The 25,955-nt window shown below is 70.7% G+C and carries 24 protein-coding genes and 1 pseudogene; 14 read left to right on the top strand and 11 right to left on the bottom strand.

Going from position 1 to position 25,955, the window contains the following annotated elements:
• Positions 1-798: VWA domain-containing protein (locus tag FGF04_RS18180; protein ID WP_149512649.1), on the top strand; the 798-nt coding region annotated here is incomplete at its 5' end.
• Between the two features lie 184 nt (positions 799-982).
• Entirely contained in the window at positions 983-2,707 is a 1,725-nt protein-coding gene (gene metG / locus FGF04_RS18185) for a methionine--tRNA ligase (RefSeq protein WP_149512389.1), read from the top strand.
• Positions 2,708-2,731: 24 nt separating this feature from the next.
• On the opposite strand, the gene FGF04_RS18190 is transcribed toward metG, so the two are convergent.
• A complete protein-coding gene (locus FGF04_RS18190) occupies positions 2,732-2,941 on the bottom strand; it encodes a DUF397 domain-containing protein (RefSeq protein ID WP_149512390.1) in 210 nt (69 codons plus the stop codon).
• Positions 2,938-3,813, bottom strand: a complete 876-nt coding sequence (locus tag FGF04_RS18195; protein ID WP_149512391.1) for a helix-turn-helix domain-containing protein — start codon at positions 3,811-3,813, stop codon at positions 2,938-2,940. The genes FGF04_RS18190 and FGF04_RS18195 overlap by 4 nt, the downstream gene beginning before the upstream one ends.
• Positions 3,814-4,153: 340 nt before the next feature.
• On the opposite strand from FGF04_RS18195, the gene FGF04_RS18200 reads away from it, so the two are divergent.
• The 5 genes from FGF04_RS18200 to FGF04_RS18220 all read left to right on the top strand — a co-directional run bounded on the left by FGF04_RS18200 (position 4,154) and on the right by FGF04_RS18220 (position 7,442).
• The gene (locus FGF04_RS18200; RefSeq protein ID WP_149512392.1) at positions 4,154-5,086 is read left to right on the top strand and encodes a helix-turn-helix domain-containing protein; all 933 of its coding nucleotides are present in this window, start codon (positions 4,154-4,156) and stop codon (positions 5,084-5,086) included.
• A gap of 22 nt (positions 5,087-5,108) precedes the next feature.
• Complete coding sequence (locus FGF04_RS18205; RefSeq protein WP_149512393.1) at positions 5,109-5,693, top strand: DUF6932 family protein; 585 nt, start codon at positions 5,109-5,111, stop codon at positions 5,691-5,693.
• Positions 5,690-6,640: a hypothetical protein gene (locus FGF04_RS18210; RefSeq protein WP_149512394.1), complete on the top strand. Its 951-nt coding sequence runs from the start codon at positions 5,690-5,692 to the stop codon at positions 6,638-6,640. Before FGF04_RS18205 ends, FGF04_RS18210 begins: the two co-directional genes overlap by 4 nt.
• 5 nt (positions 6,641-6,645) lie before the next feature.
• Positions 6,646-6,897 (top strand): hypothetical protein, encoded by a 252-nt coding sequence (locus tag FGF04_RS18215; RefSeq protein WP_235882388.1) that lies wholly within the window; start codon positions 6,646-6,648, stop codon positions 6,895-6,897.
• A 68-nt stretch (positions 6,898-6,965) separates the two neighbouring features.
• On the top strand, positions 6,966-7,442 hold the full coding sequence (locus FGF04_RS18220; RefSeq protein WP_149512396.1) for a hypothetical protein: 477 nt from the start codon (positions 6,966-6,968) through the stop codon (positions 7,440-7,442).
• A 514-nt stretch (positions 7,443-7,956) separates the two neighbouring features.
• On the opposite strand, the gene FGF04_RS18225 is transcribed toward FGF04_RS18220, so the two are convergent.
• Together FGF04_RS18225 and aspS are read right to left on the bottom strand one after the other, a co-directional pair.
• Positions 7,957-8,865 (bottom strand): intradiol ring-cleavage dioxygenase, encoded by a 909-nt coding sequence (locus FGF04_RS18225; protein WP_149512397.1) that lies wholly within the window; start codon positions 8,863-8,865, stop codon positions 7,957-7,959.
• 173 nt (positions 8,866-9,038) lie between these two features.
• Positions 9,039-10,808 carry an aspartate--tRNA ligase gene (gene aspS / locus FGF04_RS18230; RefSeq protein ID WP_149512398.1) on the bottom strand — a complete coding sequence of 590 codons (1,770 nt, stop codon included), beginning with the start codon at positions 10,806-10,808 and terminating at the stop codon, positions 9,039-9,041.
• Positions 10,809-10,988: 180 nt separating this feature from the next.
• Here aspS and FGF04_RS18235 point away from each other — a divergent pair, with 180 nt between their 5' ends.
• Positions 10,989-13,181: a SpoIIE family protein phosphatase gene (locus FGF04_RS18235; RefSeq protein WP_149512399.1), complete on the top strand. Its 2,193-nt coding sequence runs from the start codon at positions 10,989-10,991 to the stop codon at positions 13,179-13,181.
• On the opposite strand, the gene FGF04_RS18240 is transcribed toward FGF04_RS18235, so the two are convergent.
• From FGF04_RS18240 to FGF04_RS18250, 3 genes are all read right to left on the bottom strand, one after another.
• Positions 13,109-14,221 carry an AI-2E family transporter gene (locus FGF04_RS18240; RefSeq protein ID WP_235882389.1) on the bottom strand — a complete coding sequence of 371 codons (1,113 nt, stop codon included), beginning with the start codon at positions 14,219-14,221 and terminating at the stop codon, positions 13,109-13,111. The genes FGF04_RS18235 and FGF04_RS18240 overlap by 73 nt on opposite strands.
• 117 nt (positions 14,222-14,338) lie before the next feature.
• Positions 14,339-15,310, bottom strand: a complete 972-nt coding sequence (locus FGF04_RS18245; protein ID WP_149512400.1) for a pirin family protein — start codon at positions 15,308-15,310, stop codon at positions 14,339-14,341.
• Positions 15,311-15,602: 292 nt separating this feature from the next.
• On the bottom strand, positions 15,603-16,088 hold the full coding sequence (locus FGF04_RS18250) for an SseB family protein (protein ID WP_149512401.1): 486 nt from the start codon (positions 16,086-16,088) through the stop codon (positions 15,603-15,605).
• Between the two features lie 227 nt (positions 16,089-16,315).
• Between FGF04_RS18250 and FGF04_RS18255 the strand changes: the two genes are divergently transcribed.
• From FGF04_RS18255 to FGF04_RS18265, 3 genes are all read left to right on the top strand, one after another.
• The gene (locus FGF04_RS18255; protein WP_149512402.1) at positions 16,316-18,142 is read left to right on the top strand and encodes an acyl-CoA dehydrogenase; all 1,827 of its coding nucleotides are present in this window, start codon (positions 16,316-16,318) and stop codon (positions 18,140-18,142) included.
• Between the two features lie 237 nt (positions 18,143-18,379).
• Positions 18,380-19,678, top strand: a complete 1,299-nt coding sequence (locus FGF04_RS18260) for a M18 family aminopeptidase (RefSeq protein WP_149512403.1) — start codon at positions 18,380-18,382, stop codon at positions 19,676-19,678.
• Between the two features lie 157 nt (positions 19,679-19,835).
• Positions 19,836-20,087 carry a DUF6458 family protein gene (locus FGF04_RS18265; RefSeq protein WP_149512404.1) on the top strand — a complete coding sequence of 84 codons (252 nt, stop codon included), beginning with the start codon at positions 19,836-19,838 and terminating at the stop codon, positions 20,085-20,087.
• Between the two features lie 90 nt (positions 20,088-20,177).
• Here FGF04_RS18265 and FGF04_RS18270 read toward each other — a convergent pair whose 3' ends face one another.
• Positions 20,178-20,633 (bottom strand): cupin domain-containing protein, encoded by a 456-nt coding sequence (locus FGF04_RS18270; protein ID WP_149512405.1) that lies wholly within the window; start codon positions 20,631-20,633, stop codon positions 20,178-20,180.
• A 51-nt stretch (positions 20,634-20,684) separates the two neighbouring features.
• On the opposite strand from FGF04_RS18270, the gene FGF04_RS18275 reads away from it, so the two are divergent.
• On the top strand, positions 20,685-21,674 hold the full coding sequence (locus FGF04_RS18275; protein WP_149512406.1) for a helix-turn-helix domain-containing protein: 990 nt from the start codon (positions 20,685-20,687) through the stop codon (positions 21,672-21,674).
• On the top strand, positions 21,671-22,165 hold the full coding sequence (locus FGF04_RS18280; protein WP_149512407.1) for an LURP-one-related/scramblase family protein: 495 nt from the start codon (positions 21,671-21,673) through the stop codon (positions 22,163-22,165). The genes FGF04_RS18275 and FGF04_RS18280 overlap by 4 nt, the downstream gene beginning before the upstream one ends.
• A 27-nt stretch (positions 22,166-22,192) precedes the next feature.
• On the opposite strand, the pseudogene FGF04_RS18285 reads toward FGF04_RS18280, so the two are convergent.
• Positions 22,193-22,828: pseudogene (locus FGF04_RS18285) on the bottom strand (nitrilase-related carbon-nitrogen hydrolase); the annotation flags it as partial.
• A gap of 156 nt (positions 22,829-22,984) precedes the next feature.
• Here FGF04_RS18285 and FGF04_RS18290 point away from each other — a divergent pair.
• Entirely contained in the window at positions 22,985-23,809 is an 825-nt protein-coding gene (locus tag FGF04_RS18290) for a maleylpyruvate isomerase family mycothiol-dependent enzyme (protein WP_149512408.1), read from the top strand.
• Positions 23,810-23,969: 160 nt separating this feature from the next.
• Here FGF04_RS18290 and FGF04_RS18295 read toward each other — a convergent pair whose 3' ends face one another.
• Both FGF04_RS18295 and FGF04_RS18300 read right to left on the bottom strand, forming a co-directional pair.
• Positions 23,970-25,286: an MFS transporter gene (locus FGF04_RS18295; protein WP_149512409.1), complete on the bottom strand. Its 1,317-nt coding sequence runs from the start codon at positions 25,284-25,286 to the stop codon at positions 23,970-23,972.
• The coding region (locus FGF04_RS18300; RefSeq protein ID WP_408055638.1) for a GntR family transcriptional regulator at positions 25,283-25,955 on the bottom strand (673 nt) is incomplete at its 5' end. The genes FGF04_RS18300 and FGF04_RS18295, both read right to left, overlap by 4 nt.

Here is a 25,955-nt window from a genome sequence, read left to right on the forward strand (position 1 = left end):
CCCGAGCCCGAGCCCGCCCCGAAGGCCGAGGCCGAGGCGGAGACGAAGGCGGACACCAAGACGGCCGCCGCCACCGAAGAGACCACCACCGAGGCCTCCGCCGAGGACTCCGTCGAGGACTCCACCGGAGCCCCGGACCCGGACGCCGTCACGGACGTCGAGTCCCGCGCCCCGGGTCTCCTCTCCGCCTACAAGGCCGCCGCCACCGCCCTGGAGAACCAGGGCCTGACCGGCACCCGCGCCAAGGTCTACCTGGTGCTGGACCGCTCCGCGTCGATGCGCCCGTACTACAAGGACGGCTCCGCGCAGGCGCTCGGCGAGCAGACCCTCGCCCTCGCGGCCCACCTGGCGCCGGAGGCGAACGTCCAGGTCGTCTTCTTCTCCACCGAGCTGGACGGCACCGGCGAACTCACCCTCGCCGAGCACGAGAACAAGATCGACGAACTCCACGCGGGCCTCGGCCGCATGGGCCGTACGAGCTACCACGCGGCCGTGGAGGAAGTGATCGCGCTCCACGACAAGGCGGGCAAGCCGGCCGAACCCGGCCTGGTCGTCTTCCAGACGGACGGCGCCCCCGACGCCAAGACCCCGGCCACCCAGGCCCTGACGGCGGCGGCGAAGAGCCACCCCGGCCTCTTCTTCTCCTTCGTCGCCTTCGGCGAGCAGGACAACAAGGCCTTCGACTACCTGCGCAAGCTGAAGTCGGACAACACGGCCTTCTTCCACGCGGGCCCCACGCCCCGCGAGCTCACGGACGCGGAGGTCTACGAGGGCGTACTGGCGAACTGGCGCCCGTAGGCTCCGCGCCCCTCGCCCCTGCTCCACCCCGGCCGCCCCTTCTCGTACCGCAAAACGGGGAGCGGGCGGCCCACCCATGTCGGCTACGATTCCAAGGTTCGTAAGACGGTCGAAAACGAAGGTCGGAGATCGAAGCGACCACCGGCCACCGTCACCCCACGCAGCGACTCGGGAGCAGCCCGCAATGGCTCGACACCTCATCACCAGCGCCCTTCCGTACATCAACGGGATCAAGCACCTGGGCAACATGGTGGGGTCCATGCTCCCGGCGGACGTGTACGCCCGGTACCTGCGCCAGCGCGGCCACGACGTGCTCTACATCTGCGCGACGGACGAGCACGGCACCCCGGCCGAGCTGGCGGCGAAGGAGCAGGGCCTGCCGGTGGCGGAGTTCTGCGCCGGTGCCCATGACGCGCAGAAGGCGATCTACGACGGCTTCCAGCTGGCGTTCGACCACTTCGGCCGCAGCTCCTCCCCGCAGAACGCGGAGCTGACGCAGCACTTCGCCCGCAAGCTGAACGAGAACGGCTTCATCGAGGAGCGCGCGATCCGGCAGGTGTACTCGCCGGCCGACGGCCGCTTCCTGCCCGACCGCTACGTCGAGGGCACGTGTCCGCACTGCGGGTACGACAAGGCGCGTGGCGACCAGTGCGAGAACTGCACGCGCGTCCTGGACCCCACGGACCTGATCAACCCGCGCTCGGCGATCTCGGGTTCGACGGAGCTGGAGGTCCGCGAGACGTCGCACCTCTTCCTCCTCCAGTCGAAGCTGCAGGGCGAGGTGGAGGCGTGGATCGACGAGGTCGCGGACGAGTGGCCGCAGCTCGCGTCCTCCATCGCCCGCAAGTGGCTGACCGAGGGCCTGCACGACCGGGCGATCACCCGTGACCTGGACTGGGGCGTCCCGGTCCCGGCCGACACGTGGCCGGAGCTGGCCGCCGAGGGCAAGGTCTTCTACGTCTGGTTCGACGCGCCGATCGAGTACATCGGGTCGACGAAGGAGTGGGCGGACGCGGCCCCGGAGGAGAACCGCGACTGGAAGTCGTGGTGGTACGAGCCGGCGGGCGCCTCGGACGTGCGCTACACGGAGTTCATGGCGAAGGACAACGTCCCCTTCCACAGCGTGATGTTCCCCGCGACGGAGATGGGCGTGCGGGAGCCGTGGAAGAAGGTCGACCAGCTGAAGGCCTTCAACTGGCTGACGTACTACGGCGGCAAGTTCTCCACCTCGCAGAAGCGGGGCGTCTTCACCGACCAGGCGCTCGACATCCTCCCCGCGGACTACTGGCGCTACTTCCTGATCGCCAACGCCCCCGAGTCGGACGACTCGTCGTTCACGTGGGAGCACTTCACGGCGACGGTGAACAAGGACCTGGCGGACACGCTCGGCAACTTCGTGAACCGCGTCCTGTCCTTCTCGAAGAAGCGCTTCGGCGAGGAGGTCCCGGCGGGCGCGGAGGCGGGCGAGGCGGAGGCGAAGCTGGGCGAGGAGATCGCCTCGCTCCTCTCCGAGTACGAGACCCAGATGGAGGCGCTCCAGTTCCGCAAGGCGGCGGCCGCGCTGCGCGCCCTGTGGTCGGCGGGCAACTCCTACCTGGAGGAGAAGGCCCCCTGGCTGGAGATCAAGACGAACCCGGAGGGCGCGGCCCTCACGCTCCGCACGGCGATGAACCTGATCCACCTGTACGCGGTGGTCTCGGAGCCGTTCATCCCGTCCTCGTCGAAGGCCATGCGGGCGGCCTTCGCCCTCCCGTCCGACACGGCGACGTGGGTGACGCAGGACGAGGCGAGGTCTTTGTCCTCCCTCCCGGCCGGCACCCCGTTCACGGTCCCCCCGGTCCTGTTCGCCAAGATCACGGACGAGGACCTGGAAACGTACAAGGAGCGCTTCGGCGGAGCGGCGGAGTAGTAACGCTGCAGGCGGCGGCCTGGGTCAGCGCTTCATGGCATACGCCACGAAGTCGGCCCAGGCCGTCGGCGTGAGCGCGAGCCGGGGCCCGCATATGTCCTTGGAGTCCCGCACGTGCACGGTGCCGGGGGAGGCGGCGACCTCGACGCAGGAGTTGCCGTCGTTGCCACTGCTGTAACTGCTCTTGAACCAGGCCAGCTCAGAGGCGTCCCCGGCATGGGTCCTGCGGATCATGTCTCTCCCAGCAGTTGTTCGATGAAGGCCAGTGACTCTCTTGGAGAAAGTGCCTGAGCCCGGATGGTTCCATACCGCAGCTCAAGGATGCGCAGCTGTTTGGGGTCGGAAGTCGGCCGACCGCTGAACGCACCATCAGAACGCCCCACCGCTGTACCGTCCGCGAACTTGAGCAGTTCGATCTTGCCGTCCATACCGGAGTGGGTCTCACAGTCCAACGGCATCACCTGCAGCACGACGTTGTGCAGTTGTCCCACAGTCAACAGACGTTCGAGCTGGTGTCGCCTCACCATTGTGCCCCCGAGGGGTCGCCTCAGAGCGACCTCTTCTTGAACGAAACTGAGTGCTGGAGCCGGGGACCGCTCGAAGATCGATGCCCGGGCGGAACGGGCGGCCACCATACGCTCCACCTCATCAGGTGAGTACGGAGGTTGCATGGCCCTGAACAACGACCTTGCATGCTCAGGGATCTGCAACAGGCCATTGATGCCGTGGCTTTCATAGATGCCGATCTCTACGGCCTGCGCCTCCAACTTGGCCAGTTCTCGAACCCTCTTCGGATATCGGACCTTGGCCACATCCTCCTTCATCGCCGAGAGCAACCCGCCCGCTCCCAGCACCTCGTCCGCCCTGTCCAGGTACTCGCCCCGGGGGATCCGTTTGCCGCCCTCGATCTTGTAGACGAGGTCCTCCCCGTAGCCGACCGCCGTTCCGAAGTCACCGGCCCGCATGCCCACGGCCTCCCGCCGGAGCTTGAGCTGTCGCCCCACGGTCGTGACGACCGCCACGCCCCAGTCGTCGTCCGGGTCGACCTCCCAGCCCGGTTCGTCCGCCTCGCTCGTGAGCTGTCGCGTCTCGCCGTCCACCGACATACCGCACCTCTCCGTAGTAACGCCGTGCCGCAACGTAAGCGTGCAGGACCACTGCCAGTGATCGGCACCGAACTCCACGAACGTGTGCTCCGGTGCTCCTGGCGCTCTTCCCGAAGAACCACGCGAGGGAAAGAAACCGCACCAAGCCCCACCCCTCCCGTCCGCGGCGGGCGCTCACTCGCGCGGGTGAACATCACCAACTCAGCTGGTCCTGGGACGGGTTGCCTGCTCTACGCTCAGCGCGACACAACACAAGACAGCAGCAGACATGCGACGGCCCCCGCCGGGACGCCAATCCCAATGCGAGGGCCTGACCACCGAGGAAGTTAGGCCCTTCCTGATGGATACGCAGAACCCTAACGCGCACTCGTACGCCCAGACCCGTGGCACGGGCAAAAAACATCCGCTCCGGCACACTCGCTCGACCGCCCACCCGAGCGGCATCACCCACGAGGTCACCCGCCACACCAGCCGCTTCACCGTGGTCGGCAACCATCTCGCCCAGCACCCGGAGTTGTCCGGGCTGGCCATCGGGCTCGGCGTCCACATCCAGTCGCTTCCCACCGGTGCCCGCGCCGACATCAAGACCCTCGCGGCCCGCTTCCCCGAGGGCCCGACCCGTATCGCCGCCGCCCTGCGCGAACTGGAGGCCCACGGCTACCTGCGCCGCACCCGTGAACGCACCGAGAGCGGTCGGATCGTCACGCGCACGGTCTCCTGCAACCAGCCGGGCCGGCACGGGGAGACGCCGGACGAACCCAGGCGCCCGGCCCGGCGGGCGCCCGAGCAGCAGGGACCGCAGAGGCCACAGCAAAAGCCCCCACGGCGAGTCCRCCCCGCCGTACCGAAGCCCGCGTACGCCTCTGCGTCCCTCCTCCGGACGGCCGTCGACGTCCTCACGGGCCTGCGCCGCGAAGACCCCCGGCTGCTCCTCTCCACCACCGACGCCGAACATCTCGCCCCCGGAGTCGCCGCCTGGCTGGAGCGCGACCTGACCCCCACCGCCGTACGCCACGCCCTGACCACGGACCTGCCACGCGAGGACCTGCGCCGCCCGGCAGCCCTCCTCGCCCACCGCCTCACGGCACAACTCCCACCCCTCCCGCCGCACCGCGCTCCGGAACCGGCTCTGTCCGTCAGACACCCACTCCGCAACTGCGACAGCTGCGACCGTGCGTTCCGCGGACCGGAGTCCTCCCTCTGTCGGGCGTGCACATCAGAGGGGAGATCCCTTGGAACCCACAGCGCCACCGATGCCGTACGAGCAACATGACCCGCACTCGACAGGACCTCACGTGCTGCCCTCTTTCGCCGCGAACGGACATCTTCCGCCGGGCCGGTACTCCGTCTCCCTCGACGAGGCGGAGGAGATACTGGTCGGCGCCCCCGCGTTCGAGGACTCCTCGACGCGCACGGAGCTGTGGGACGGCCTGCACAACTACCTCGATCCCTTCCTCACGCTTGAGGACACCTACGCGGGCGACCTCGGGGACCTTCCCCTCCTCCACAGGTTGTGGCTGGGCGGCAGCTTCGTCAGCGCCAAACTCGACCCTGGGAACATCGACGTGACGGTCCTGGTCGACCTGCGCGCCGAACGTGTCGTGCGGGGGAAGCCGGGCTCGAAATGGCTGACCACCGCTTTCCAGAGCCGGGCCAGGATGAAAGAAAAGTTCGGCGTCTCGCCGCTTCGCATCGGATACCGGCCCGTTGCGCATATCTTCGAGCCGGACCGCTTCACCCCCGACGAACGGACATACTTCACGCAAAGGGGTGTGTGGGACGACTGGTGGCAACGCCGCCGACTGGACGGTCAGGACGACCTCTCACCGTCCGAAGAGAGTGCCGCCCCGGCACGCGGTTATCTGGAGGTGCGACTGTGACCGGCGACAGCTGGCGTGAGCGCAGGCGCGCGCTCCTGCGGGACGACCCCGCCGAGACCGAACGTGCCACGCGACTGCTCGACACATTGGGCGCCGAGGACCGGGACGACGAGGAGATCGAGGCCGAACACCGAGCGAGTCGCCTGGCGGCGGCACGCGAATACGCTCCGGACGCCAGGCTCGAAGAGGAACTCCAGCTGCGGCTGACCGGGCCGGATGCCAACGGCGGCGCTCTCCGCTTCGCATGGGGTGACGCGCTGCTCGAACCCGTGGAGCACATGGTCTCCGCCGCCGCGGGCACTCCCGTACAACTGGAACTCACCGGCATCTCCGCCGGCAGTACCGTCGTGCACGCGCGCCCCGTCACCGTTCCCGCCGACCCGGCCGCACCCGACGGCCTGGACGTCACCGCCGCGTCGGCCGCCGCCACAGGACTCGGTACCCTCACCGCGCTGCTCGACGCGCTGGAATCGGAGCGCGACGTCCGCGAGTGGGTGAAGCTCTTCGACGCGGTCGAAGCGGTGTCCCGCGCGCTGAGCCGCTACGAACTGGACCTCGGACTGGCCTGGTACGACGCCGACGGCGGGTTGCGGCGGGCCCGGCTGACCGAGCGGGGCAGGGGCTATGTGAAACGGCTCCGTGAGACGAGGGACCGTGACCAGGAGATCACCATCTCCGGCAGGATCACCGAGCTGCGGGAGAGCGGCCTGGTGAAGGTGAAGACCGGCACCGCCAAGAACGCGCCCGCCTACGACGTCCGCTTCGAGGACGTGGGTGAACTGCTGCGCATGCGGCCCGGACTCGGCGACAACGTCCACTTCCGCGTCCGTTTCCGGCAGCAACTGGACTCCATGGGCATCGCCCGGTCCACCGAGTACACCTACCTGGGTCCGGCGGCGGAACAGACGTCACTCCCCCTCGAACCGCAAACGTTCGGAGGAAACTAGTGGCCGTGGACCTTTCTTTCTACAAGTCGTTCATCTTCGAAGAAGCTCGCGACCAGGGCCGCGACCAGGGCCGCAACCAGGGCGAGGTGAGGAGGGGAGCGCAAGACATCCTGGACGTCTTCGAGGTACGCGGCATTAATGTCCCCGAAGCCGTTCGCGAGCGCATCATCAGCTGCGACGACCCCGAGGTCCTGCGGCAGTGGCATCGGCGGGCCGTCGTCGTCGGCGTGGCCGAGGACGTGTTCGTCGGCGGGTGATCCGCGGCAGCGGCCCGTTACGGGACCCCGCTCCTGGCATGAGCACGATTCATCCGTATGGTTTCGGCATGGCAGTTCCCCACGTCGTCCCGATCGCGTACGAGCCGCGCCACCGCACCGATGCCGTCGGGCACTACGAGGAGGGGCAGTTCCTGGGGTCGGTCACCTACGCCTTCCCCGAGGACTACCGCCCCGACGACGGCTGGGAAGAGCACAAACGCCTCTTCACCGTGCTCCACACCTTCGACGCCCAGGGCCGGCACCGCGACTCGGAGATCTGGTGCGCCGGCACCTGGGCCGAGCAGCAACGCGCCCCGCACGGGCCGGAGTCGATCCTCTCCCAGGCCCAGGCCCACCTCGCCAAACTCCTCCGCAGCCTCCCGCGCCGCCGCTACACCGACATCGCGGTCCAGCCCTTCCGGCTCACCCGTGACGGTGTGCTGTTCGGACTGCTGACCGGTGAGGACGAGGGGGAGCCGTGGGCCGAGCTGTATCCGGACCGGCTGGGCTTCGGCCCGCCCTGGGACGGCTCGTACGACACCTGAGCGCGTCCTGCGGAGCCGGCCCCAGGGCCGCGCGGGCCCTGCGGACGTGGTGCAGGCCCGCGACGGCCGTCCGGGTCACCTGCGCGTACTGGGCGGGGGTGCGCGCGGCGGCCAGCTCGGCCCTCGCCGTACGCAGGCACGCCGCCGCGTCCGTCAGGGACCGCTCCACGTTCCGGCCGGCGTCGGCCTCCGCGGCCAGGCCGGGCATCCCGCGCGTCCGGCCCCGGGACCGGCATGCGACCGACGTTCCGGCGATCAGCAGGGGCAGCAGTGCGAGCAGCAGCACGGTGAATCCCATGGTCTCCTCCGGTGATCTCGTCCGGCACCGCCGACGTCCCACGGGGGGGGTCCCTGCCGGGGCCCCTTCCGTCCCGCCCTCCTACGGGCCATCGCCCGACGAGCACCCCGTGAGCCGCCTGATCACCCTTCCTTGTGCCCGGCATCGCGCAGAGGGAACGGGCCCGGAGCCACCCCGGCTCCGGGCCCGTCCGCCGTACGGTCCCGGACCGTCGGCTCAGAGGTCCGTGCCCTCGTGCGTCGCCTCCGGGTCCACCCCCATCGTGATCGTGCCGAGGACACCCCTCCCGATCGCGTTCTTCCTGTACGTCAGCTTCAGGAGACCGCCCGCCGTGCCGGACTGGTCGTAGATCGTGTCCTCGGTGAGCGTCGTGCGCTCGGTCGTCGACGTGGAGTACGGCTCGACCTCGGCCGAGGCCAGCACCGACTCCTCGTCGAAGAAGAACTGACCGGTGTGGCAGGTGGTGCCGCCCTCGTACCCGGCGTCCGTCCAGGTACCGCCCACATGCACCTTGGTGTGGATGTGCACGCACCGGCCCCGGTACCAGCCCGGGAAGACCGTCCTGAAGGTGACGAAGCCCTTCTTGTCCGTGCGCCACGTGCCGCGCAGGTAGCGCTCGTCGTCGGTGGGTTCCTGATGGCCCCCTCCACCGCCGGGTGGAGGACCGGTGGGCGCATCGGTCGGGGTACCCGTCGGCGCGTCGGTCGGCGCACCGGTGAGCGGAGTCCCGCCACCGCCCGAGGAGTCCTCGTACCCCGAATAGAGCCCCAGCGCGTCGCAGTGCCAGATGTCCACGGCGGCGTTCCTGACGGGCTTGCAGGTCTCGCTGTCGATCACCTTGAGGCGGAGGGTCAGCGGGATGCCCTCCCGGTCCTCGGTGATGTCCTGCCGGAGCTTGTCCGCGTCGATGTAGTACGGGCCTTCGGTGGTCTCCGAGGTGAGCCGGTAGCAGGCCTCCCCGGAAGCGGAACCGGAGGCGGCAGCCTGTTGCGCTGCGTTCGCGGTCGCCGCGATCGTGCCGCCCACGCTCACCGCGGCCACCGCCGCGCCGCCCGCCACGATGACCTTACGACGCGTCACGTTCCGTTCGCCCTGTGGCCCTTGGGCCGTCTGATCTCTCGTCATGGGCGAGGAAGCTAGGCAGGGAGCCTGTCAGCAGCATGGGTGCGGGCTGTGGATCGGCGGACGCGCGCCAACTTGGCGTGAAACGACCGTGGGGCGGTGCCACCCCGGCAAGGGTGGCACCGCCCCACGGCAAGCGACGTACGGCGTCCGGCGCCGGGCGCCCGGCGCGGAGGCTACTTCGCCTGGTTCACCGGCTTGCGCACCGAGATGTGCAGCTCACGCAGCCGCGCCTCGTCCAGCTCCGTCGGCGCGCCCATCATCAGGTCCTGCGCGTTGCCGTTCAGCGGGAACGCGATGGTCTCCCGGATGTTCGGCTCGTCGGCGAGGAGCATGACGATGCGGTCGACGCCGGGGGCGATCCCGCCGTGCGGCGGGGCGCCGAAGCGGAACGCGCGCAGCATGCCCGCGAACTGCTCCTCGACCGTCTCCCGGTCGTAGCCCGCGATCTCGAAGGCCTTCAGCATGATCTCCGGCTCGTGGTTCCGGATGGCGCCGGAGGACAGCTCGACACCGTTGCAGACGATGTCGTACTGCCAGCCCAGGATGTCCAGCGGGTCCTGGGTCTCCAGGGCCTCCAGACCGCCCTGCGGCATCGAGAACGGGTTGTGCGAGAAGTCGATCTTCCCGGTCTCCTCGTCCTTCTCGTACATCGGGAAGTCGACGATCCAGCAGAAGCGGAAGACGCCCTCCTCGAAGTGCCCGGAGCGCTTGGCGGCCTCGACGCGCACCGCGCCCATGATCTTGGAGACCTCGTCGAACTCGCCCGCGCCGAAGAACACCGCGTGGCCGGCCGTCAGCGACAGGCGCTTGGTCAGCTCGGCGACGTCGTCCTCGGTGAGGAACTTGGCGATCGGGCCGGTCAGCGAACCGTCCTCGGCCACCCGCACCCAGGCCAGGCCCTTCGCGCCCTGCGAGACCGCGTAGTCGCCGAGCTGGTCGAAGAACTTGCGGGGCTGCGCGGACACGTTCGGCACCGCCAGCGCCCGTACGTGCTTGCCGGCGAAGGCCTTGAACTCCGAGCCCTCGAAGATGTCGGTGATGTCGGTGAGCTCCAGCTGGGCCCGCAGGTCCGGCTTGTCGGAGCCGTACTTCAGCATCGACTCGCGGAACGGGATCCGCGGGAACGGCGAGGTGACGGGCCGGCCGTTGCCGAACTCCTCGAACAGCTCGGTCATGAGCTTCTCGATCGGCTGGAAGACGTCCTCCTGCTCGACGAAGGACATCTCCACGTCGAGCTGGTAGAACTCGCCCGGCGAGCGGTCGGCGCGCGCGTCCTCGTCACGGAAGCAGGGCGCGATCTGGAAGTACCGGTCGAAGCCCGAGATCATCAGCAGCTGCTTGAACTGCTGCGGGGCCTGCGGCAGGGCGTAGAAACGGCCCGGGTGCAGCCGGGAGGGGACCACGAAGTCGCGCGCGCCCTCGGGCGAGGTGGCGCTGAGGATCGGGGTCGCCATCTCGTTGAAGCCCAGCGCCGTCATCTTGTGGCGGATGGCCGAGATGACCGACGTGCGCAGCAGGATGTTGCGGTGCATGCGCTCGCGGCGCAGGTCGAGGAAGCGGTACTCCAGGCGCCGCTCCTCGTTCACCCCGTCCTCGGCGTTGATCGTGAAGGGCAGCGGGGCGGCCGCGCCGAGCAGCTCGACCTCGCCGACCTCGACCTCGATCTCACCGGTCGGCAGCTCCGGGTTCACGTTCTCCGTGCCACGCGAGACGACCTTGCCGTCGACCCGGACCGTGGACTCCTTGGAGACCTTGTCGAGGGCCTCGTACGCGGGGGTTCCGGGGCGGGCGACGAGCTGCGTGATGCCGTAGTGGTCGCGCAGATCGATGAAGAGGATGCCGCCCAGGTCTCGGCGATTGTGCAGCCAGCCGCTCAGCCGGACGTCGCTGCCGACGTCAGAGGCGCGGAGCTCGCCGCAGGTGTGGGACCTGTACCGATGCATCGTCGTTCATCCAGTCTTCGCGGTCGGGGACATGTTTCACGTGAAACACATGCAAGAGTACCGGCCACCCCATGATCGCCGTCCGCAATAGCCGAGGGGGCGGTCCGGGCGGCGCGCCCGCCCACCCCGTCCCACCTGCCTCGGTGGCAGCCTTCGTTCACCTGTTCATACAGTGGGGCAATGCGCATAGGTGATCCCCTTCCCTCTGTGGGGGACGTCCTCGCCACCCTCGCCACCGGCCTGTGGAGGTGGGACGACGGCGCCGGGAAGGTCACTCTCGACGCCGAGGCCTCCCGGCTCCTCGGTCTGCCCGCGGAGCCCGTGGTGCTCACGGAGGCGGGGGTGCGGGCCCGTTTCCACCCCGTCGACTGGAACGAGGTCAACGGGGTCGTCCAGCTCGCCGCCGCCGAGGACACGCTCGCCGAGCTGCGGCTGCGCGTCATGGACGACCAGGGCCGCGTGATCCGTACCGTACGCAGCCGTTCCAAGCCCTCCTTCGACCCGGAGAACAGGTCGTACCAGCTGATCGGCACCCTCCAGGAGGTCACCGAGCCGTCGCCGGGCGCCGCCGCGCGGATGCCCGTCACGGGGGACTGGCGCCGCTCGCGCGAGGCGTTCCTGCTGGACGCGGGGCGGGCGCTGGCCGAGGCGCGGTCCACGGCGGAGGTGCTGCGGGTCGCGGCCGGCCTGTCGATGCCCGGGTTCTCGCCGGACGGGCTCGCGGTGTTCGGCGCGGAGGCGGACCGGCTCACCGTCATCGGCCACTTCGGGCAGCAGCCGGGGGACGAGGAGCCGTTCTCCCACATGTCGCTGGAGACGGACTACCCGGCCGCGGAGGTCGTCCGCACCGGCCGCGCGGTCTATCTCCCCTCCCCCGACAGCTACCGGGACCGGTATCCGGCCGCCTGGCCGCTCGCCCAGGGTTTTGGCCGCCAGTCCTGGGCGTTCCTGCCGCTCACGGTGGCGGGGCGCACGATGGGCGCGTGGATGGCGGCCTTCACGTACCCGGTCACCTTCACGCCCGACGAGCGGTCCGTGCTGACGACGGTGGCGCGGATGCTGGCGCAGGCCCTCTCACGGGCCGGGGTCACCGAGTCCGAGCGGGAGCTCACGGACGGCCTGCAGCGCTCGATGCTGCCGACCCTGGGGCCGACGATCCCCGGGATGAGCGTCGCGGCCCGGTACGTGCCCACGGGCGGCGGGCTCCAGGTCGGCGGCGACTGGTACGACATGATCCCGCTGCCGGGCGGCACCTCGCGGACGAGCCCCGGCAGCGGCCGCTTCGCGCTGGTCATCGGCGACGTCCAGGGCCACGACGTACGCGCCGCGGGCCTGATGGGCCAGCTGCGGATCGCGCTGCGGGCGTACGCCTCGGAGGGGCACCGCCCGGACGCGGTCCTCTCGCGCGCCTCCCGCTTCCTCTACGGGATCGGCTCCGACGACGAGATCGCGGACCTGCGCTTCGCGACCTGCCTGTACGTGGAGGTGGACCCGGAGAGCGGTGTGCTGGAGATGGCCCGGGCCGGGCATCCCGACCCGGCGATCCGGATGGCGGACGGAACCGTGCTGACCCGGCCCACCGCGGGCGGGCTGCCGCTGGGCATCGACCCGGACGCCGACTATCCGACGACGCGGTTCGTGCTGGAGCCCGGCGAGACGATGCTGATGTGCACGGACGGACTGATCGAGACCGGCGGGCACGACCTGGACACCGGCTGGCTGAGGATCCGCAGGATCCTGGAGGAACACGACGGCGACCTGGAGGCGCTCGCCGACGGACTGGTCCAGGCCGTGCACGGGCCCTCCTCGCACCACACCACCGGTCCGCTGGTGGACCGCCGCGAGGACGACATAGCGGTGCTGCTGCTGTGCCGGACGGGGCAGGAGGGCTGCGGCCCGGACGCCCCGGCGGCCGAGCGGCCGGCCGTACGGCGCACCGTGCTCACCGTCGCGCAGGCCGAACCGCAGAAGGTCGCGGTGGCCCGGCAGCAGCTGCGGGAGTTCCTGCACGACTGGACCTCGGCCGACCAGGTCGACTCGGCGGTCCTGCTGCTCTCCGAGATGGTGACGAACGTGCTCGTCCACACGGACGGGGACGCGCTGCTGGTCGCCGAGATGACGGGCCCGGCGGGCGCCCGCCGCATACGGATCCAGGTGGCGGACGGCAGCGACGACCTGCCCCACCGGCGTCACCCCGGTGAGCTGGCCTCCTCCGGACGGGGCCTGGTCCTCACCGAGCTGCTCGCCGACGCGTGGGGGGTCGACCCCCGGGGCGAGGGCAAGAGCATCTGGTTCGAGCTCTACGAGAAGGGTTCCGGGGCGGATGGGGAGGCGGGGGGCGCCTCCGGTCCCCCGTCGGCGGAGGACGCGTAACGCCCGCGCAGTTCCGCGACCACGCCGAACGCCGCCGCCGTCAGGGGCACCGCCAGCAGCATGCCGAGGATGCCCGCGACCGAGGCGCCGGCGGTGATGGCCAGCATGACGACGGCCGGGTGCATCTGGACGGTCCGGCTCTGGATCACCGGCTGCAGCACGTGCCCCTCCAGGACCTGGACGGCCAGGACGACCCCCAGCGCCCACAGGGCGATCACGAACCCCCGGTCGGCGAGCGCCACCAGGATCGCCACCGCGCCGGAGAGGAAGGCGCCCAGGTAGGGGATGTACGCGCCGACGAACACGAGCGCGCCGAGCCCCAGCGCCCCGGGCACCCGCAGCACCAGCAGGCCCACGGTGATGCAGAGGGCGTCGATGAGCGCGATGAACGTCGTCCCGCGCATGAACCCCTCGACGGCCTCGTACGCCCGCCGCGCCATCGCCTCGACCGTGTCGCCGGACTGCCGGGGCACCAGTGAGCGCAGGGTCCCGACCGCCCGGTGCGAGTCGCGCAGGAAGAAGAAGACCAGCAGCAGCGCGAGGACGGCCATGGCGATGACCTCGCCCATGACGCTGATCCCGCTGATCACCCCGGAGGCCGCCGTCCCGCCGAACTTGCCCATCAGCTCCCTGGCGTTGGAGGCGAGGTCGTCGAGGGAGGTGCCGGCCGCCCCGAAGTGCTCGGACAGCGACCGGCCCGCCTGCTTGAGGGAGGCGAGGATCTGGTCGCCGGTGTCGACCAGCGCGGCGACGACGATGTACGCGGCCCCGCCGACGACGGCGACCACGGCGGCGCAGGTCACGCCCGCCGCGAGGGACCGGTTCAGCTTCGCCTGCACCAGCCGCCGGTGCAGCGGCCCGAGCAGGGCGGTGCCCAAAAGCGCGAGCAGCACGGGCACCACGGCCGTCCTGAGCTCCTCGCACAGCCGCACCCCGATCAGGCCGACCCCGGCGACGAGCAGGACGACGAGGCACCAGGCGGCCACGCGGCGCACGGGTCCGGGCAGGAGCGGGGCGGGCTCGGAAGGGGGCGTCAGCACCCCTCCAGCCGATCACGCGCCGGGCGGGGCGGCACGTCCGGAAGCCCGAACGGGCGCGGAACGGCCGGAGGGCCCCCGTCCGGCTCGGACGGGGGCCCTCCTGGTGAGCGGCGGGGCCTAGAACCCGCCCTCCGACATGCCGTGCACCGCCGGAACCGTGCCGAGGCGGCCCTTCTGGAAGTCCTCGAAGGCCTGCTGCAGCTCGTCGCGGGTGTTCATCACGAACGGGCCGTAGTGCGCCATGGGCTCACGGATCGGCTGTCCGCCCAGGATCACGACTTCGAGGTCCGGGGTGTTCGCGTCCTGCTTCTCGTCCGCGCGGACGGTCAGCGAGGAGCCCGCGCCGAAGACGGTCGTCTGGCCGGTGCGGACCGGACGGCGCTCCGTACCGACGCTGCCGCGGCCCGCCATCACGTACGCGAGGGCGTTGAAGTCCTCGCGCCACGGGAGCGTGAGCTCGGCGCCGGGCGCCACGGTCGCGTGGACCATGGTGATCGGCGTGTGCGTGATGCCGGGGCCCTCGTGGCCGTCCAGCTCACCGGCGATGACGCGCAGGAGCGCGCCGCCGTCGGGGGTGGAGAGCAGCTGGACCGAGCCGCCGCGGATGTCCTGGTAGCGCGGGGCCATCATCTTGTCCTTGGCAGGGAGGTTCACCCACAGCTGGAGCCCGTGGAAGAGACCGCCCGACATGACGAGCGACTCCGGCGGGGCCTCGATGTGCAGCAGGCCCGAGCCGGCCGTCATCCACTGGGTGTCGCCGTTGGTGATGGTGCCGCCGCCACCGTTGGAGTCCTTGTGGTCGAAGACGCCGTCGATGATGTAGGTCACGGTCTCGAAGCCGCGGTGCGGGTGCCAGGGGGTGCCCTTGGGCTCGCCCGGCGCGTATTCCACCTCACCCATCTGGTCCATCATGATGAACGGGTCGAGGTGGCGGTAGTTGATCCCGGCGAACGCGCGCCGGACCGGGAAGCCCTCGCCCTCGAAGCCGCTCGGAGCGGTGGTCACGGTCAGCACGGGGCGGGCCACGGCCTCGGTCGACGCCACCACACGGGGCAGGGTCAGCGGGTTCTCGACGGTCACTGCAGGCATGTCGGTACCTCCTTGTGCTTCGAGTTTAGTTGAAAGTAGAACTTCCTGCTACCCGCAACACGAAGCGCTCGGAGGGAATTCCCTCCGAGCGCCTGGGGTGGGATGGGGTGGTCGCACGGCTGCGGGCCGGCGGTCGCGGAGCGTGCGAATCCGCGGGTGCGTCGTGGCCGAGCGCGCAGTTCCCCGCGCCCCTAAAGGCAAAAGCCGGGGCGCAGCCCCGCTTTTGAGGGGCGCGGGGAACTGCGCGACCAGCCCCCACCGGGCCGCAGCGGACCACCCACGCGATAAGACTTCAGCCGTACATGCGGCGCATCGCGAAGTCCACCATCTGCTCGACCGACTTCGCGTCGAAGACGATGCGGTGCTCACCCTCCATGTCGAGGACGAAGCCGTAGCCGGTGGGGAGCAGGTCGATCACCTCGGCCCCGGTGATCACGAAGTACTTGGACTCCTTGCCGGCGTACCGGCGCAGCTCCTTGAGCGAGGTGAACATCGGGATCACCGGCTGCTGGGTGTTGTGCAGCGCCAGGAACCCGGGGTTGTCGCCGCGCGGGCAGTAGACCTTGGACGTGGCGAAGACCTGCTGGAAGTCCTCGGGGGTCAGCGACCCCGTGGTGAACGCGCGCACCGCGTCCGCGAGCGACGGCGGCGACGGCTCGGGGTAGAGCGGCGCCTGCTGCCCGTACCCGCCGACCCCGCCGGGCATCTGCTGCGGCGGTGGCTGGGGCTGCGCGTACTGCTGCTGCCCCGGTCCCACGTTCTGGTCGTAGCCGTACATGGGGGCAAGACTACCGAGGGCACAGGGGCCCCAGGCCGTCCCCGACCGATTTCCTCGAACAGGTGGCGGACCCCTCCGCTCGCACCCGAACGTAGACCCTGCTCACACTTGGACAAACAGGGGTTGCGTCTTATTACCGACGGGTAGCATCATCGTAGCTACTAGTTGGTACGTGAACCAGGTACGAGGAATCACCACCTCCCCGATCCCTTAACGGAGCCGTCGCCATGGGGCACTACAAGTCGAATCTCCGCGACATCGAGTTCAACCTCTTCGAGGTGCTCGGGCGCGACAAGCTGTACGGCACCGGCCCGTTCGCGGAGATGGACACCGAGACCGCCAAGAGCATCCTCGAAGAGCTGACCCGCCTCTCGGAGAACGAGCTGGCGGAGTCCTTCGCGGACGCCGACCGCAACCCGCCGGTCTTCGACCCGGAGACGAACACGGCGCCCGTCCCGGCGTCCTTCAGGAAGTCCTACCAGGCCTTCATGGACTCCGAGTACTGGCGGCTCGGCCTGCCTGAGGAGATCGGCGGCACCACCGCGCCCCGCTCCCTGATCTGGGCGTACGCGGAGCTGGTGCTCGGCGCGAACCCCGCGGTCTGGATGTACTCCTCGGGCCCCGCGTTCGCGGGCATCCTCTTCGAGGAGGGCAACGACGTCCAGAAGCACATCGCGAAGATCGCCGTCGACAAGCAGTGGGGCTCCACCATGGTGCTCACCGAGCCGGACGCCGGCTCGGACGTCGGCGCCGGCCGCACGAAGGCGGTCGAGCAGGCGGACGGCTCCTGGCACATCGAGGGCGTGAAGCGGTTCATCACGTCCGGCGAGCACGACATGTCGGAGAACATCCTCCACTACGTCCTCGCCCGCCCCGAGGGCGCAGGACCCGGCACCAAGGGCCTGTCCCTCTTCCTCGTACCGAAGTACGAGTTCGACTTCGAGACCGGCGAGCTGGGCGAGCGCAACGGCGTCTACGCGACGAACGTCGAGCGCAAGATGGGCCTCAAGGCGTCCAACACCTGCGAGATGACGTTCGGCGACCGCCACCCCGCCAAGGGCTGGCTCGTCGGCGACAAGCACGACGGCATCCGTCAGATGTTCCGCATCATCGAGTTCGCCCGCATGATGGTCGGCACGAAGGCGATCTCCACGCTCTCCACGGGCTACCTGAACGCGCTGGAGTACGCCAAGGAGCGCGTCCAGGGCCCCGACCTCGCGCAGTTCATGGACAAGACCGCGCCCAAGGTCACCATCACGCACCACCCGGACGTGCGCCGCTCGCTGATGACGCAGAAGGCGTACGCGGAGGGCATGCGCGCGCTCGTGCTGCACACCGCCGCGCTCCAGGACGAGATCCAGGTCAAGGAGGCCGAGGGCGCGGACGCCTCCGCCCTGGAGGCCATGAACGACCTGCTCCTGCCGATCGTGAAGGGCTACGGCTCCGAGAAGGGCTACGAGCAGCTCGCCCAGTCGCTGCAGACGTACGGCGGCTCCGGCTTCCTCCAGGAGTACCCGGTCGAGCAGTACATCCGCGACGCGAAGATCGACACGCTGTACGAGGGCACGACCGCGATCCAGGGCCAGGACTTCTTCTTCCGGAAGATCGTCCGCAACCAGGGCGCGGCGCTGAACTCGCTGGCCGAGGACATCAAGAAGTTCCTGGCGCTCGGCACCGGCGGCGAGGAGCTGTCCGGCGCCCGCGACCAGCTCGCCAAGGCGGCCGTCGAGCTGGAGGCCATCGTCGGCCTGATGCTCACCGACCTCGCGGCGACCGAGCAGGACGTCAAGAACATCTACAAGGTCGGGCTGAACACCACCCGCCTGCTGATGGCCTCCGGTGACGTCGTCGTCGGCTACCTGCTCCTGAAGGGCGCGGCCGTCGCCGCCGAGAAGCTGGAGACGGCCTCGGCGAAGGACCGTGCGTTCTACACGGGCAAGATCGCGGCGGCGAAGTTCTTCGCCGCGAACGTCCTGCCGGGCGTCACCGGCGCCCGCAAGCTCGCCGAGTCCGTGGAGCTGGACCTGATGGAGCTGGACGAAGCGGCGTTCTGAGCCCTTCCCTCAAGGGGCGCGGGGCGGTGACATCTTGCGGCTCCGCCGCGGGGCGCGAACAACCCCCACACACCCGCGGACGCAGACACACCCGCGGCTCCGGGCCCGACGCGGCAGGCCGCAGGCCGTCACGTTCGCGCCGAACGTGACGCTCCGTCCCACCCTCTGTACAGACCCCTCACCAAGGCCCGTTCCCATCCCCGGGAGCGGGCCTTCGTACGTCGTTAAGGTGAACCCATGCGCACACCCTCCCGCTTCGACCGCGGCCACACCGACGATCTCATGTCCTTCCTGGCGGCGAGCCCGTCCCCGTACCACGCGGTGGCGAACGCCGCCGAGCGGCTGGAGAAGGCCGGTTTCCGCCAGGTCTCGGAGACCGACGCATGGGACGGGACCGCCGGCGGGAAGTACGTGCTGCGCGGCGGCGCGATCGTGGCCTGGTACGTGCCGGAGGGCGCCGAGCCGCACACCGCCTTCCGCATCGTCGGGGCGCACACCGACTCCCCCAACCTGCGGGTGAAGCCGCGTCCCGACAGCGGCGGCCACGGCTTCAGACAGGTCGCCGTCGAGATCTACGGCGGCCCGCTGCTCAACTCCTGGCTGGACCGTGACCTCGGCCTGGCCGGCCGGCTGTCGCTGCGGGACGGCTCCACGCGCCTCGTGAACGTCGACCGCGCCCTGCTGCGGGTGCCGCAGCTCGCCGTCCACCTGGACCGCTCCGTCACCTCCGAGGGCCTCAAGCTCGACAAGCAGCGGCACATGCAGCCCGTCTGGGGCCTGGGCGACGACGTGCGCGACGGCGACCTGATCCGCTTCCTGGAGCAGGAGGCGGGCATCGCCGAGAGCGAGACCACCGGCTGGGACCTGATGGTCCACTCCATCGAACCGCCCGCCTACCTGGGCCGCGACAAGGACCTGGTCGCGGGCCCGCGCATGGACAACCTGCTGTCCGTGCACGCCGGTACGGCGGCGCTGGCCGCCGTGGCGACCGCCGAGGACCCCCTGCCGTACATCCCGGTCCTCGCGGCGTTCGACCACGAGGAGAACGGTTCGCAGTCCGACACGGGGGCGGACGGCCCGCTCCTCGGCAGCGTGCTGGAGCGTTCGGTCCACGCGCGGGGAGGATCGTTCGAGGACCGGGCCCGCGCCCTGGCTGGCACGGTCTGTCTCTCCTCCGACACGGGCCACGCCGTGCACCCCAACTACGCGGAACGGCACGACCCGACGCACCACCCGCGCGCCGGCCGGGGCCCGATCCTGAAGGTGAACGTCAACAACCGCTACGCCACCGACGGTTCGGGCCGCGCGGTCTTCGCCGCGGCCTGCGACAAGGCCGGTGTGCCGTTCCAGACGTTCGTCTCCAACAACTCCATGCCGTGCGGCACCACCATCGGGCCGATCACCGCGGCCCGCCACGGCATCAGGACGGTCGACATCGGCGTGGCCATCCTGTCGATGCACAGCGCCCGCGAACTGTGCGGCGCGGACGACCCGTTCCTGCTGGCCAACGCGCTGGTGGCGTTCCTGGAAGGGTAGTTGGCCCGGTGTCCTGCCTGACGCACCGTCCACTCCGGTACGGGGCGGCCGGATTCGCCGTTGCATGGAGGGCCGGGGTGCGGGTACCCGTGCGACACCCGGGAACCGTACGGTCCCCGGGCCCGGCACGAACCGTGCGCAACAGGAGGCGACACCCATGGGCCTGGGCGGGTGCATCATTCTGATCGCCGTAGGGGCGATCCTCACGTTCGCGACCGACTGGGACATGCAGGGGGTCAACCTCGACCTGGTCGGCATCATCTTCATGATCGTCGGACTCATCGGCGTGGCGACGTTCAGCAGCATCGCCAAGCGGCGCAGGGTCGTGGTGCCGCAGCAGACCACGCAGGTCGTCGACGACCCGCACCACCGCAACACCACCGGCTACAGCGACGGCTACGGCGCCTGACCGGCGTACGCGGCGGGCGTACGCAGCGGGCGTACGCGACCGGCGCCGCGCGACGGGCGGCCACCGGTGGCGGCGATCACCCGGCGGCGGTCACCCGGTGAGCGCGTGACCCGTGGTGACGTCCACGTGGTCGGGAACCTCCTCGTGGCGGTCTCCGACGGTCAGCGTCCCGGTGGGTTCGAACATCAGGATCGCCGCGCCCGACGGGCTGGACGGCTTGTGCTCGACGCCGCGCGGCACCGTGAAGACCGACCCCCTGGGGAGCGTCACCGTGCGCTCGCCGCCCGGCTCGCGCAGGGCGATGAACAGCTCGCCCTCCACGACCAGGAAGAACTCGTCGGTGTGGTCGTGGGTGTGCCAGACGTGCTCGTCGCGCACCTTGGCGATCCGTACGTCGTAGTCGTTGACGGACCCGACGATACGAGGACTCCACAGCTCGGTGAAGGAGCCGAGGGCCTCGGCGAGGACGACGGGCCGGCCGGCGGCCGTTCGATCTGCGGCGGCGACGGTGGCGGCAGCGGTGGCGGTGCTGTCTTGATCGGTCATGAGCCCATCCTGGGACGTGACGGGTCCGCGCACGAGTGCTAGAAATCGCACATGCCGCACGGATCCTCGCACCGCGTCGCCGTCGTCGTCGACGAGGGCACCAACCCCTTCGAGGTCGGCGTCGCGACCGAGCTGTTCGGGCTGCCCCGTCCCGAGCTCGGTCTCCCGCGACCGCTGTACGACCTGACGCTGTGCACCCCCGTCCCCGGGGTCCGGATGAACCACGGCTTCTTCACGCTGAGCGGGGTGCCCGGCCTCGACGCGGCGGACACCGCGGACACGCTCGTCGTGCCCGGCCGCCCCGACAACGTCGTGCCGCGCGGCGAGGCCGTGCTCGACGCGGTCCGGCGCGCCCACGCGCGGGGCGCCCGCGTGGTGAGCCTGTGCACCGGCAGCTTCGCGCTCGCCGAGGCCGGTCTCCTGGACGGGCGCCGGGCCACCACGCACTGGCGCTGGGCCGGCCTCTTCCGCAAACTCCACCCGAAGGTCCTCCTGGAGCCGGACGTCCTGTTCGTCGACGACGGCGACGTGCTGACAGCGGCCGGCAGCGCGGCCGCGCTCGACCTCGGTCTGCACATCGTGCGGCGCGACCACGGCGCCGAGATCGCCAACGCCGTGTCCCGGCGGCTCGTCTTCGCCGCCCACCGCGACGGCGGGCAGCGGCAGTTCGTCGAACGGCCGGTGCCCGACGTGCCCGGGGAGTCGCTGGCCCCGCTGCTCGCCTGGGCCCGCCAGCGGATCGGCGACCCGCTGGCGGTCGCCGACCTCGCGGCGCGCGCGGCGGTCAGCCCGGCCACGCTGCACCGCCGCTTCCGCGCCCAGCTCGGCACCACCCCCCTGGCCTGGCTGACCGGCGAACGGGTGGCGCTCGCCTGCCGGCTCATCGAGCGCGGCGAGGAACGCCTCGACGTCGTGGCCCGGCACAGCGGCCTCGGCACCGCCGCCAACCTGCGGACACAGCTGCGGCGCGGGACCGGGCTCAGCCCGTCGGCCTACCGGCGGCGTTTCGGGCCCGCCGCCGGGGAAGCACGAAGGGTATGAAATTCCTCGTACGCGACCGGATCCTGGGCTTCGGTGACGACTACTGGATCGAGGACGAGCACGGCCGCAAGGCCTTCCTCGTCGACGGCAAGGCGATGCGGCTGCGGGACACCTTCGAGCTGAAGGACCCGCAGGGGCGGGTGCTGATCGACATCCACCAGAAGATGCTCGCCCTGCGGGACACGATGGTCGTCGAGCGGGGCGGTGAGCCGCTGGCGACCATCCGCAGGAAGCGGCTGTCGCTGCTGCGCAACCACTACCGCGTCGCGCTCGCCGACGGCACCGAGCTGGACGTCAGCGGCAAGATCCTCGACCGGGAGTTCGTCGTCGAGTACGACGGGCAGATGCTGGCGCACGTGTCGCGGCGGTGGCTGCGGGTGCGGGAGACGTACGGGGTGGAGGTCGTGCGCGAGGACGCGGATCCGGCGCTGCTGATCGCGGTGGCGGTATGCGTGATCCACTTGTCGGAGAAGGAGAGAGAGTCCGACTGAGGGTTTTCGCCCCCGCCGCCCCTWCCCATTCCCGTCACTGCTCACCCCCGCATGCCCCCCACCCGTCCCGCAGGCGAGCACGAACGCCTGGTCCTCGACGGCCCGCGCCCGCGCCAGCAGCGTCCAGTGCGACCGCCGCCGCTCGGGCCACCCCGCCGAGACGACGAACGTCTGCGCCCCCGCGTCCACGAGCCCGCGGAAGAGCTCGGGGAAGCGCAGGTCGTAGCAGGTGGCCAGCCCGATCGTGGTCTCCGGCAGGGCCACGGTCGCCAGCTCGGACCCCGCTCCCATCAGCACGGCCTCGCCCTTGTCGAACCCGAACCGGTGGATCTTCCGGTACGAGGCGGCGAGCTCCCCGGAGGGGGAGAAGACCAGGGAGGTGTTGTACAGCGCGCCGGAGGCGACCCGTTCGGGGATCGAACCGGCGTGCAGCCACACGCCCGCGTCGCTCGCCGCCTTGGCCATCAGCTCGTACGTGGGCCCTTCGAGCGGCTCCGCCTCGGCGGCGAACGACTCGTAGGCGAAGGCGCCGGTCGTCCACAGTTCGGGCAGGACCACCAGGTCGGACCCGCTCTGCCGCCTCACCAGCGAGGCGACACGCTGCCTGCGGGAGTCGACCGATTCGGCCTCGTCCACGGCGATCTGGAGGAGAGAGGCGCGCACACTACCACCGTCCTGGCATTCGAGCCTTTGATACGGGCCTACGATCGTCACACGAAAGCACTGCCGGGGTGCCTCACAGCAGCGTAACTTAGCGTCCCAAGACACCCGCTGACTGTGCACTGCCCGCGCCCGAATAGCCCGAGGGGTCCCGTTTCCGTGAGTCTGCATCCGAGCCTTCAGTCCTACGCCGACGCCTGGACCCACTCCATCGACGCGATATCCGATCTGGTGTCGCCGCTGGTCGAGGGGGAATGGAACCGGCGGACTCCGTGCCCGGGCTGGTCGGTGCGCGACCTCGTCTCCCACGTCATCGGCCTCGACTGCGAGGCGCTCGGGGACCCCCGCCCGATCCACACGCTCCCCCGCGACCTGTACCACGTGACGAACGAGCACCAGCGGTACATGGAGATGCAGGTCGACGTCCGCCGCCACCACACGGCGCCGGAGATGACCTCCGAGCTGGAGTACACGGTCATCCGCCGCAACCGCCAGCTGCGCAACGAGTCGCGGCAGCCCGACGCGCTGGTCCGGGGCCCGCTCGGCACCGAGATCACCCTGGAGGAGTCGATGCGCTACCGGGCGTTCGACATCTGGGTGCACGAGCAGGACCTGCGCACGGCCCTCGGACAGCCGGGCAACCTGGACTCCCCGGGTGCGTACGTCACCCGCGACGTGCTGCTCGGCAAGCTTCCCAAGGTCGTCGCCAAGGACGCGGGCGCCCCGGCGAACTCGGCGGTCGTCTTCGACGTGCACGGCCCCGTCGAGTTCCTGCGCACGGTCCGCGTCGACGCCGACGGTGCCGGTTCGATAGACGGCACCCCGTCCCTCGGCCCGGCCGCCACCCTCACCCTCGACTGGGAGACCTACTTCCGCCTCGCCTGCGGCCGGGTCACGCCCGAGGCCGTGTCGGACCGCATCAAGACGGAGGGCGACCCGGACCTGACGGCGGCGATCCTCCACCACTTCGCCGTCACGCAGTAACTTCTCAGCCCGTGCGGCGCTTGAGGACCGGGGGTTCGGGGGCAGAGCCCCTGAGTCAGGGACGGACAGGGGCGGCGGGGGCGGGATCCCCGCGCCGCGCCGCCGTCCCCCCCCCCGGCGCCGCCCCGTCGCCACCCTGCCTGCGACCCGCCCCCGCCGGCTACGCCGGCACGTGCACCGTCTCCACCCGGCTGGCCACCAGCCGCTCCCGCTCCCGGCGCGCCGCCGACCCGCGCAGCCGCAGGATCTGGCTCAGCCCCAGCGCCTGCAGGACGAACACCGCCGAGAAGGCCACCGTGTAGCTCCCCCCGGTGGCGTCCAGCAGCACCCCCACCGCGAGCAGCGTCGTCATCGAGGCGACGAAACCGCCCATGTTGGTGATGCCGGACGCGGTCCCCTGCCGCTCGGGCGGGTTCGCGGGCCGCGCGAAGTCGAAGCCGATCATCGACGCGGGCCCGCACGCCCCGAGGACCACGCACAGCACGACCAGCAGCCACATCGGCGCGTGGTAGCCGGGATAGGCGAGCGTGGCGGCCCACACGGCCGACGTCGACAGGACCGTGCCGAGCGCCAGCGGCAGCCGCGCCGCGTGGTGCCGGGCGACGATCTGCCCGTACACCAGGCCGACGAGCATGTTGGAGAGCACGACGAGCGTGAGGAGTTCGCCGGCCGTCGCCCGGGACAGGCCCTGGGCCTCGACGAGGAACGGCAGCCCCCACAGCAGCAGGAACACCATCGCCGGGAACTGGGTCGTGAAGTGCACCCACAGCCCCAGCCGCGTCCCGGGCTCCCGCCAGGACTCCGCGATCTGGCGGCGCACGTACGCGGAACCCCGGTGCGGGGAGGGCTCCGGCTCGTACCCCTCGGGGTGGTCCTTGAGGAGGACCAGCATCAGGACGAGGACGAGGACACCGGCGGCCGAGCTCCCCGCGAACGCGGCCGTCCAGCCGACGCCGTGCAGCAGCCGGGCCAGCACGAGCGTCGAGACGAGGTTGCCCGCCATGCCCACCAGACCGGCGAGCTGCGCGACCATGGGCCCGCGCCGGGCCGGGAACCAGCGCGAGCCGAGGCGCAGCACGCTGATGAACGTCATCGCGTCACCGCACCCGAGCAGCGCGCGCGAGGCCAGCGCCGTCCCGTACGTCGGGGAGAACGCGAAGCCGAGCTGTCCGGCCGTGAACAGGACGACGCCGAGGGTCAGCACCTTCTTGGTCCCGAGGCGGTCGACCATCAGGCCGACGGGTATCTGCATGCCCGCGTAGACGAGGAGCTGGAGGATCGAGAAGGTCGACAGCGCGGAGGCGTTGACGTGGAAGCGGTCGGCCGCGTCGAGTCCCGCCACCCCCAGCGACGTACGGAAGATGACGGCGACGAAGTAGACGGAGACGCCGACGGACCAGACCGTGACGGCCCTGCGGCCGCCGGGCGGGTCGCCGGGGAGGGCCGGCAGGGCGGACGAGGAGGACGACGAGCTCATCGGACGTCCCCCCGCGCCAGGTTGGAGAACCAGCTGACGTGGCGGTGCACCAGGGCGACCGCGGCCTCGGCGTCGCCGGAGCGCAGCGCGTCGAGGATCTCCTGGTGCTCGGAGAGCGTCTTGGTGATGCGGTCGGGGTGGGCGTGCATCACGGCGACGCCCATCCTCAGCTGCCGGTCGCGCAGTTGGTCGTAGAGGCGGGAGAGGATCTCGTTGCCCCCGCTGCGGACGATCTCGGCGTGGAAGCAGCGGTCGGTGACGGCGGCCCCGGCCAGGTCACCGGCGGCGGCCTGCTCCTGCTGCTTCGCGAGGAGTTCGGTGAGGCGCTCGATCAGGGCGGGCGCGGCCGGCACCGCCTTGCGGATGGCGTGCGCCTCGACGAGCTGCCGGGTCTCGACCACGTCCGCGATCTCCTGCGCGGAGACGGGCAGCACGAGGGCGCCCTTCTTCGGGTAGAGCCGGATCAGCCCCTCGACCTCCAGCTTCAGCAGCGCCTCGCGCACCGGGGTCCGCGAGACGCCGACGGCCTCCGCCAGCTCGCCCTCGGTGAGCAGCGTCCCGCCCTCGTACCTGCGCTCCAGGACGGCCTGCTTGACGTGCGCGTACACGCGCTCGGCGGCGGGCGGTCGTTTCTCGGTCCGGCGGTCGGGCGCGGGGGCGGTGGGGGAC

Origin of the sequence: Streptomyces apricus (genome assembly GCF_008369065.1) — a bacterium.
GTDB classification, from domain to species: Bacteria; Actinomycetota; Actinomycetes; order Streptomycetales; family Streptomycetaceae; genus Streptomyces; species Streptomyces apricus.

What these genes read in the sequence shown, in the direction of transcription:
- FGF04_RS18235 (WP_149512399.1), top strand. Translation starts at nt 10,989, where the DNA reads ATGCGCATAGGTGATCCCCTTCCCTCTGTGGGGGACGTCCTCGCCACC.
- FGF04_RS18260 (WP_149512403.1), top strand. Translation starts at nt 18,380, where the DNA reads ATGCGCACACCCTCCCGCTTCGACCGCGGCCACACCGACGATCTCATG.
- FGF04_RS18190 (WP_149512390.1), bottom strand. Translation starts at nt 2,941, where the DNA reads ATGATCCGCAGGACCCATGCCGGGGACGCCTCTGAGCTGGCCTGGTTC.
- FGF04_RS18220 (WP_149512396.1), top strand. Translation starts at nt 6,966, where the DNA reads ATGGCAGTTCCCCACGTCGTCCCGATCGCGTACGAGCCGCGCCACCGC.
- metG (WP_149512389.1), top strand. Translation starts at nt 983, where the DNA reads ATGGCTCGACACCTCATCACCAGCGCCCTTCCGTACATCAACGGGATC.
- FGF04_RS18270 (WP_149512405.1), bottom strand. Translation starts at nt 20,633, where the DNA reads ATGACCGATCAAGACAGCACCGCCACCGCTGCCGCCACCGTCGCCGCC.
- FGF04_RS18250 (WP_149512401.1), bottom strand. Translation starts at nt 16,088, where the DNA reads ATGTACGGCTACGACCAGAACGTGGGACCGGGGCAGCAGCAGTACGCG.
- FGF04_RS18225 (WP_149512397.1), bottom strand. Translation starts at nt 8,865, where the DNA reads ATGACGAGAGATCAGACGGCCCAAGGGCCACAGGGCGAACGGAACGTG.
- FGF04_RS18245 (WP_149512400.1), bottom strand. Translation starts at nt 15,310, where the DNA reads ATGCCTGCAGTGACCGTCGAGAACCCGCTGACCCTGCCCCGTGTGGTG.
- FGF04_RS18295 (WP_149512409.1), bottom strand. Translation starts at nt 25,286, where the DNA reads ATGAGCTCGTCGTCCTCCTCGTCCGCCCTGCCGGCCCTCCCCGGCGAC.
- FGF04_RS18255 (WP_149512402.1), top strand. Translation starts at nt 16,316, where the DNA reads ATGGGGCACTACAAGTCGAATCTCCGCGACATCGAGTTCAACCTCTTC.
- aspS (WP_149512398.1), bottom strand. Translation starts at nt 10,808, where the DNA reads ATGCATCGGTACAGGTCCCACACCTGCGGCGAGCTCCGCGCCTCTGAC.
- FGF04_RS18265 (WP_149512404.1), top strand. Translation starts at nt 19,836, where the DNA reads ATGGGCCTGGGCGGGTGCATCATTCTGATCGCCGTAGGGGCGATCCTC.
- FGF04_RS18275 (WP_149512406.1), top strand. Translation starts at nt 20,685, where the DNA reads ATGCCGCACGGATCCTCGCACCGCGTCGCCGTCGTCGTCGACGAGGGC.
- FGF04_RS18195 (WP_149512391.1), bottom strand. Translation starts at nt 3,813, where the DNA reads ATGTCGGTGGACGGCGAGACGCGACAGCTCACGAGCGAGGCGGACGAA.
- FGF04_RS18280 (WP_149512407.1), top strand. Translation starts at nt 21,671, where the DNA reads ATGAAATTCCTCGTACGCGACCGGATCCTGGGCTTCGGTGACGACTAC.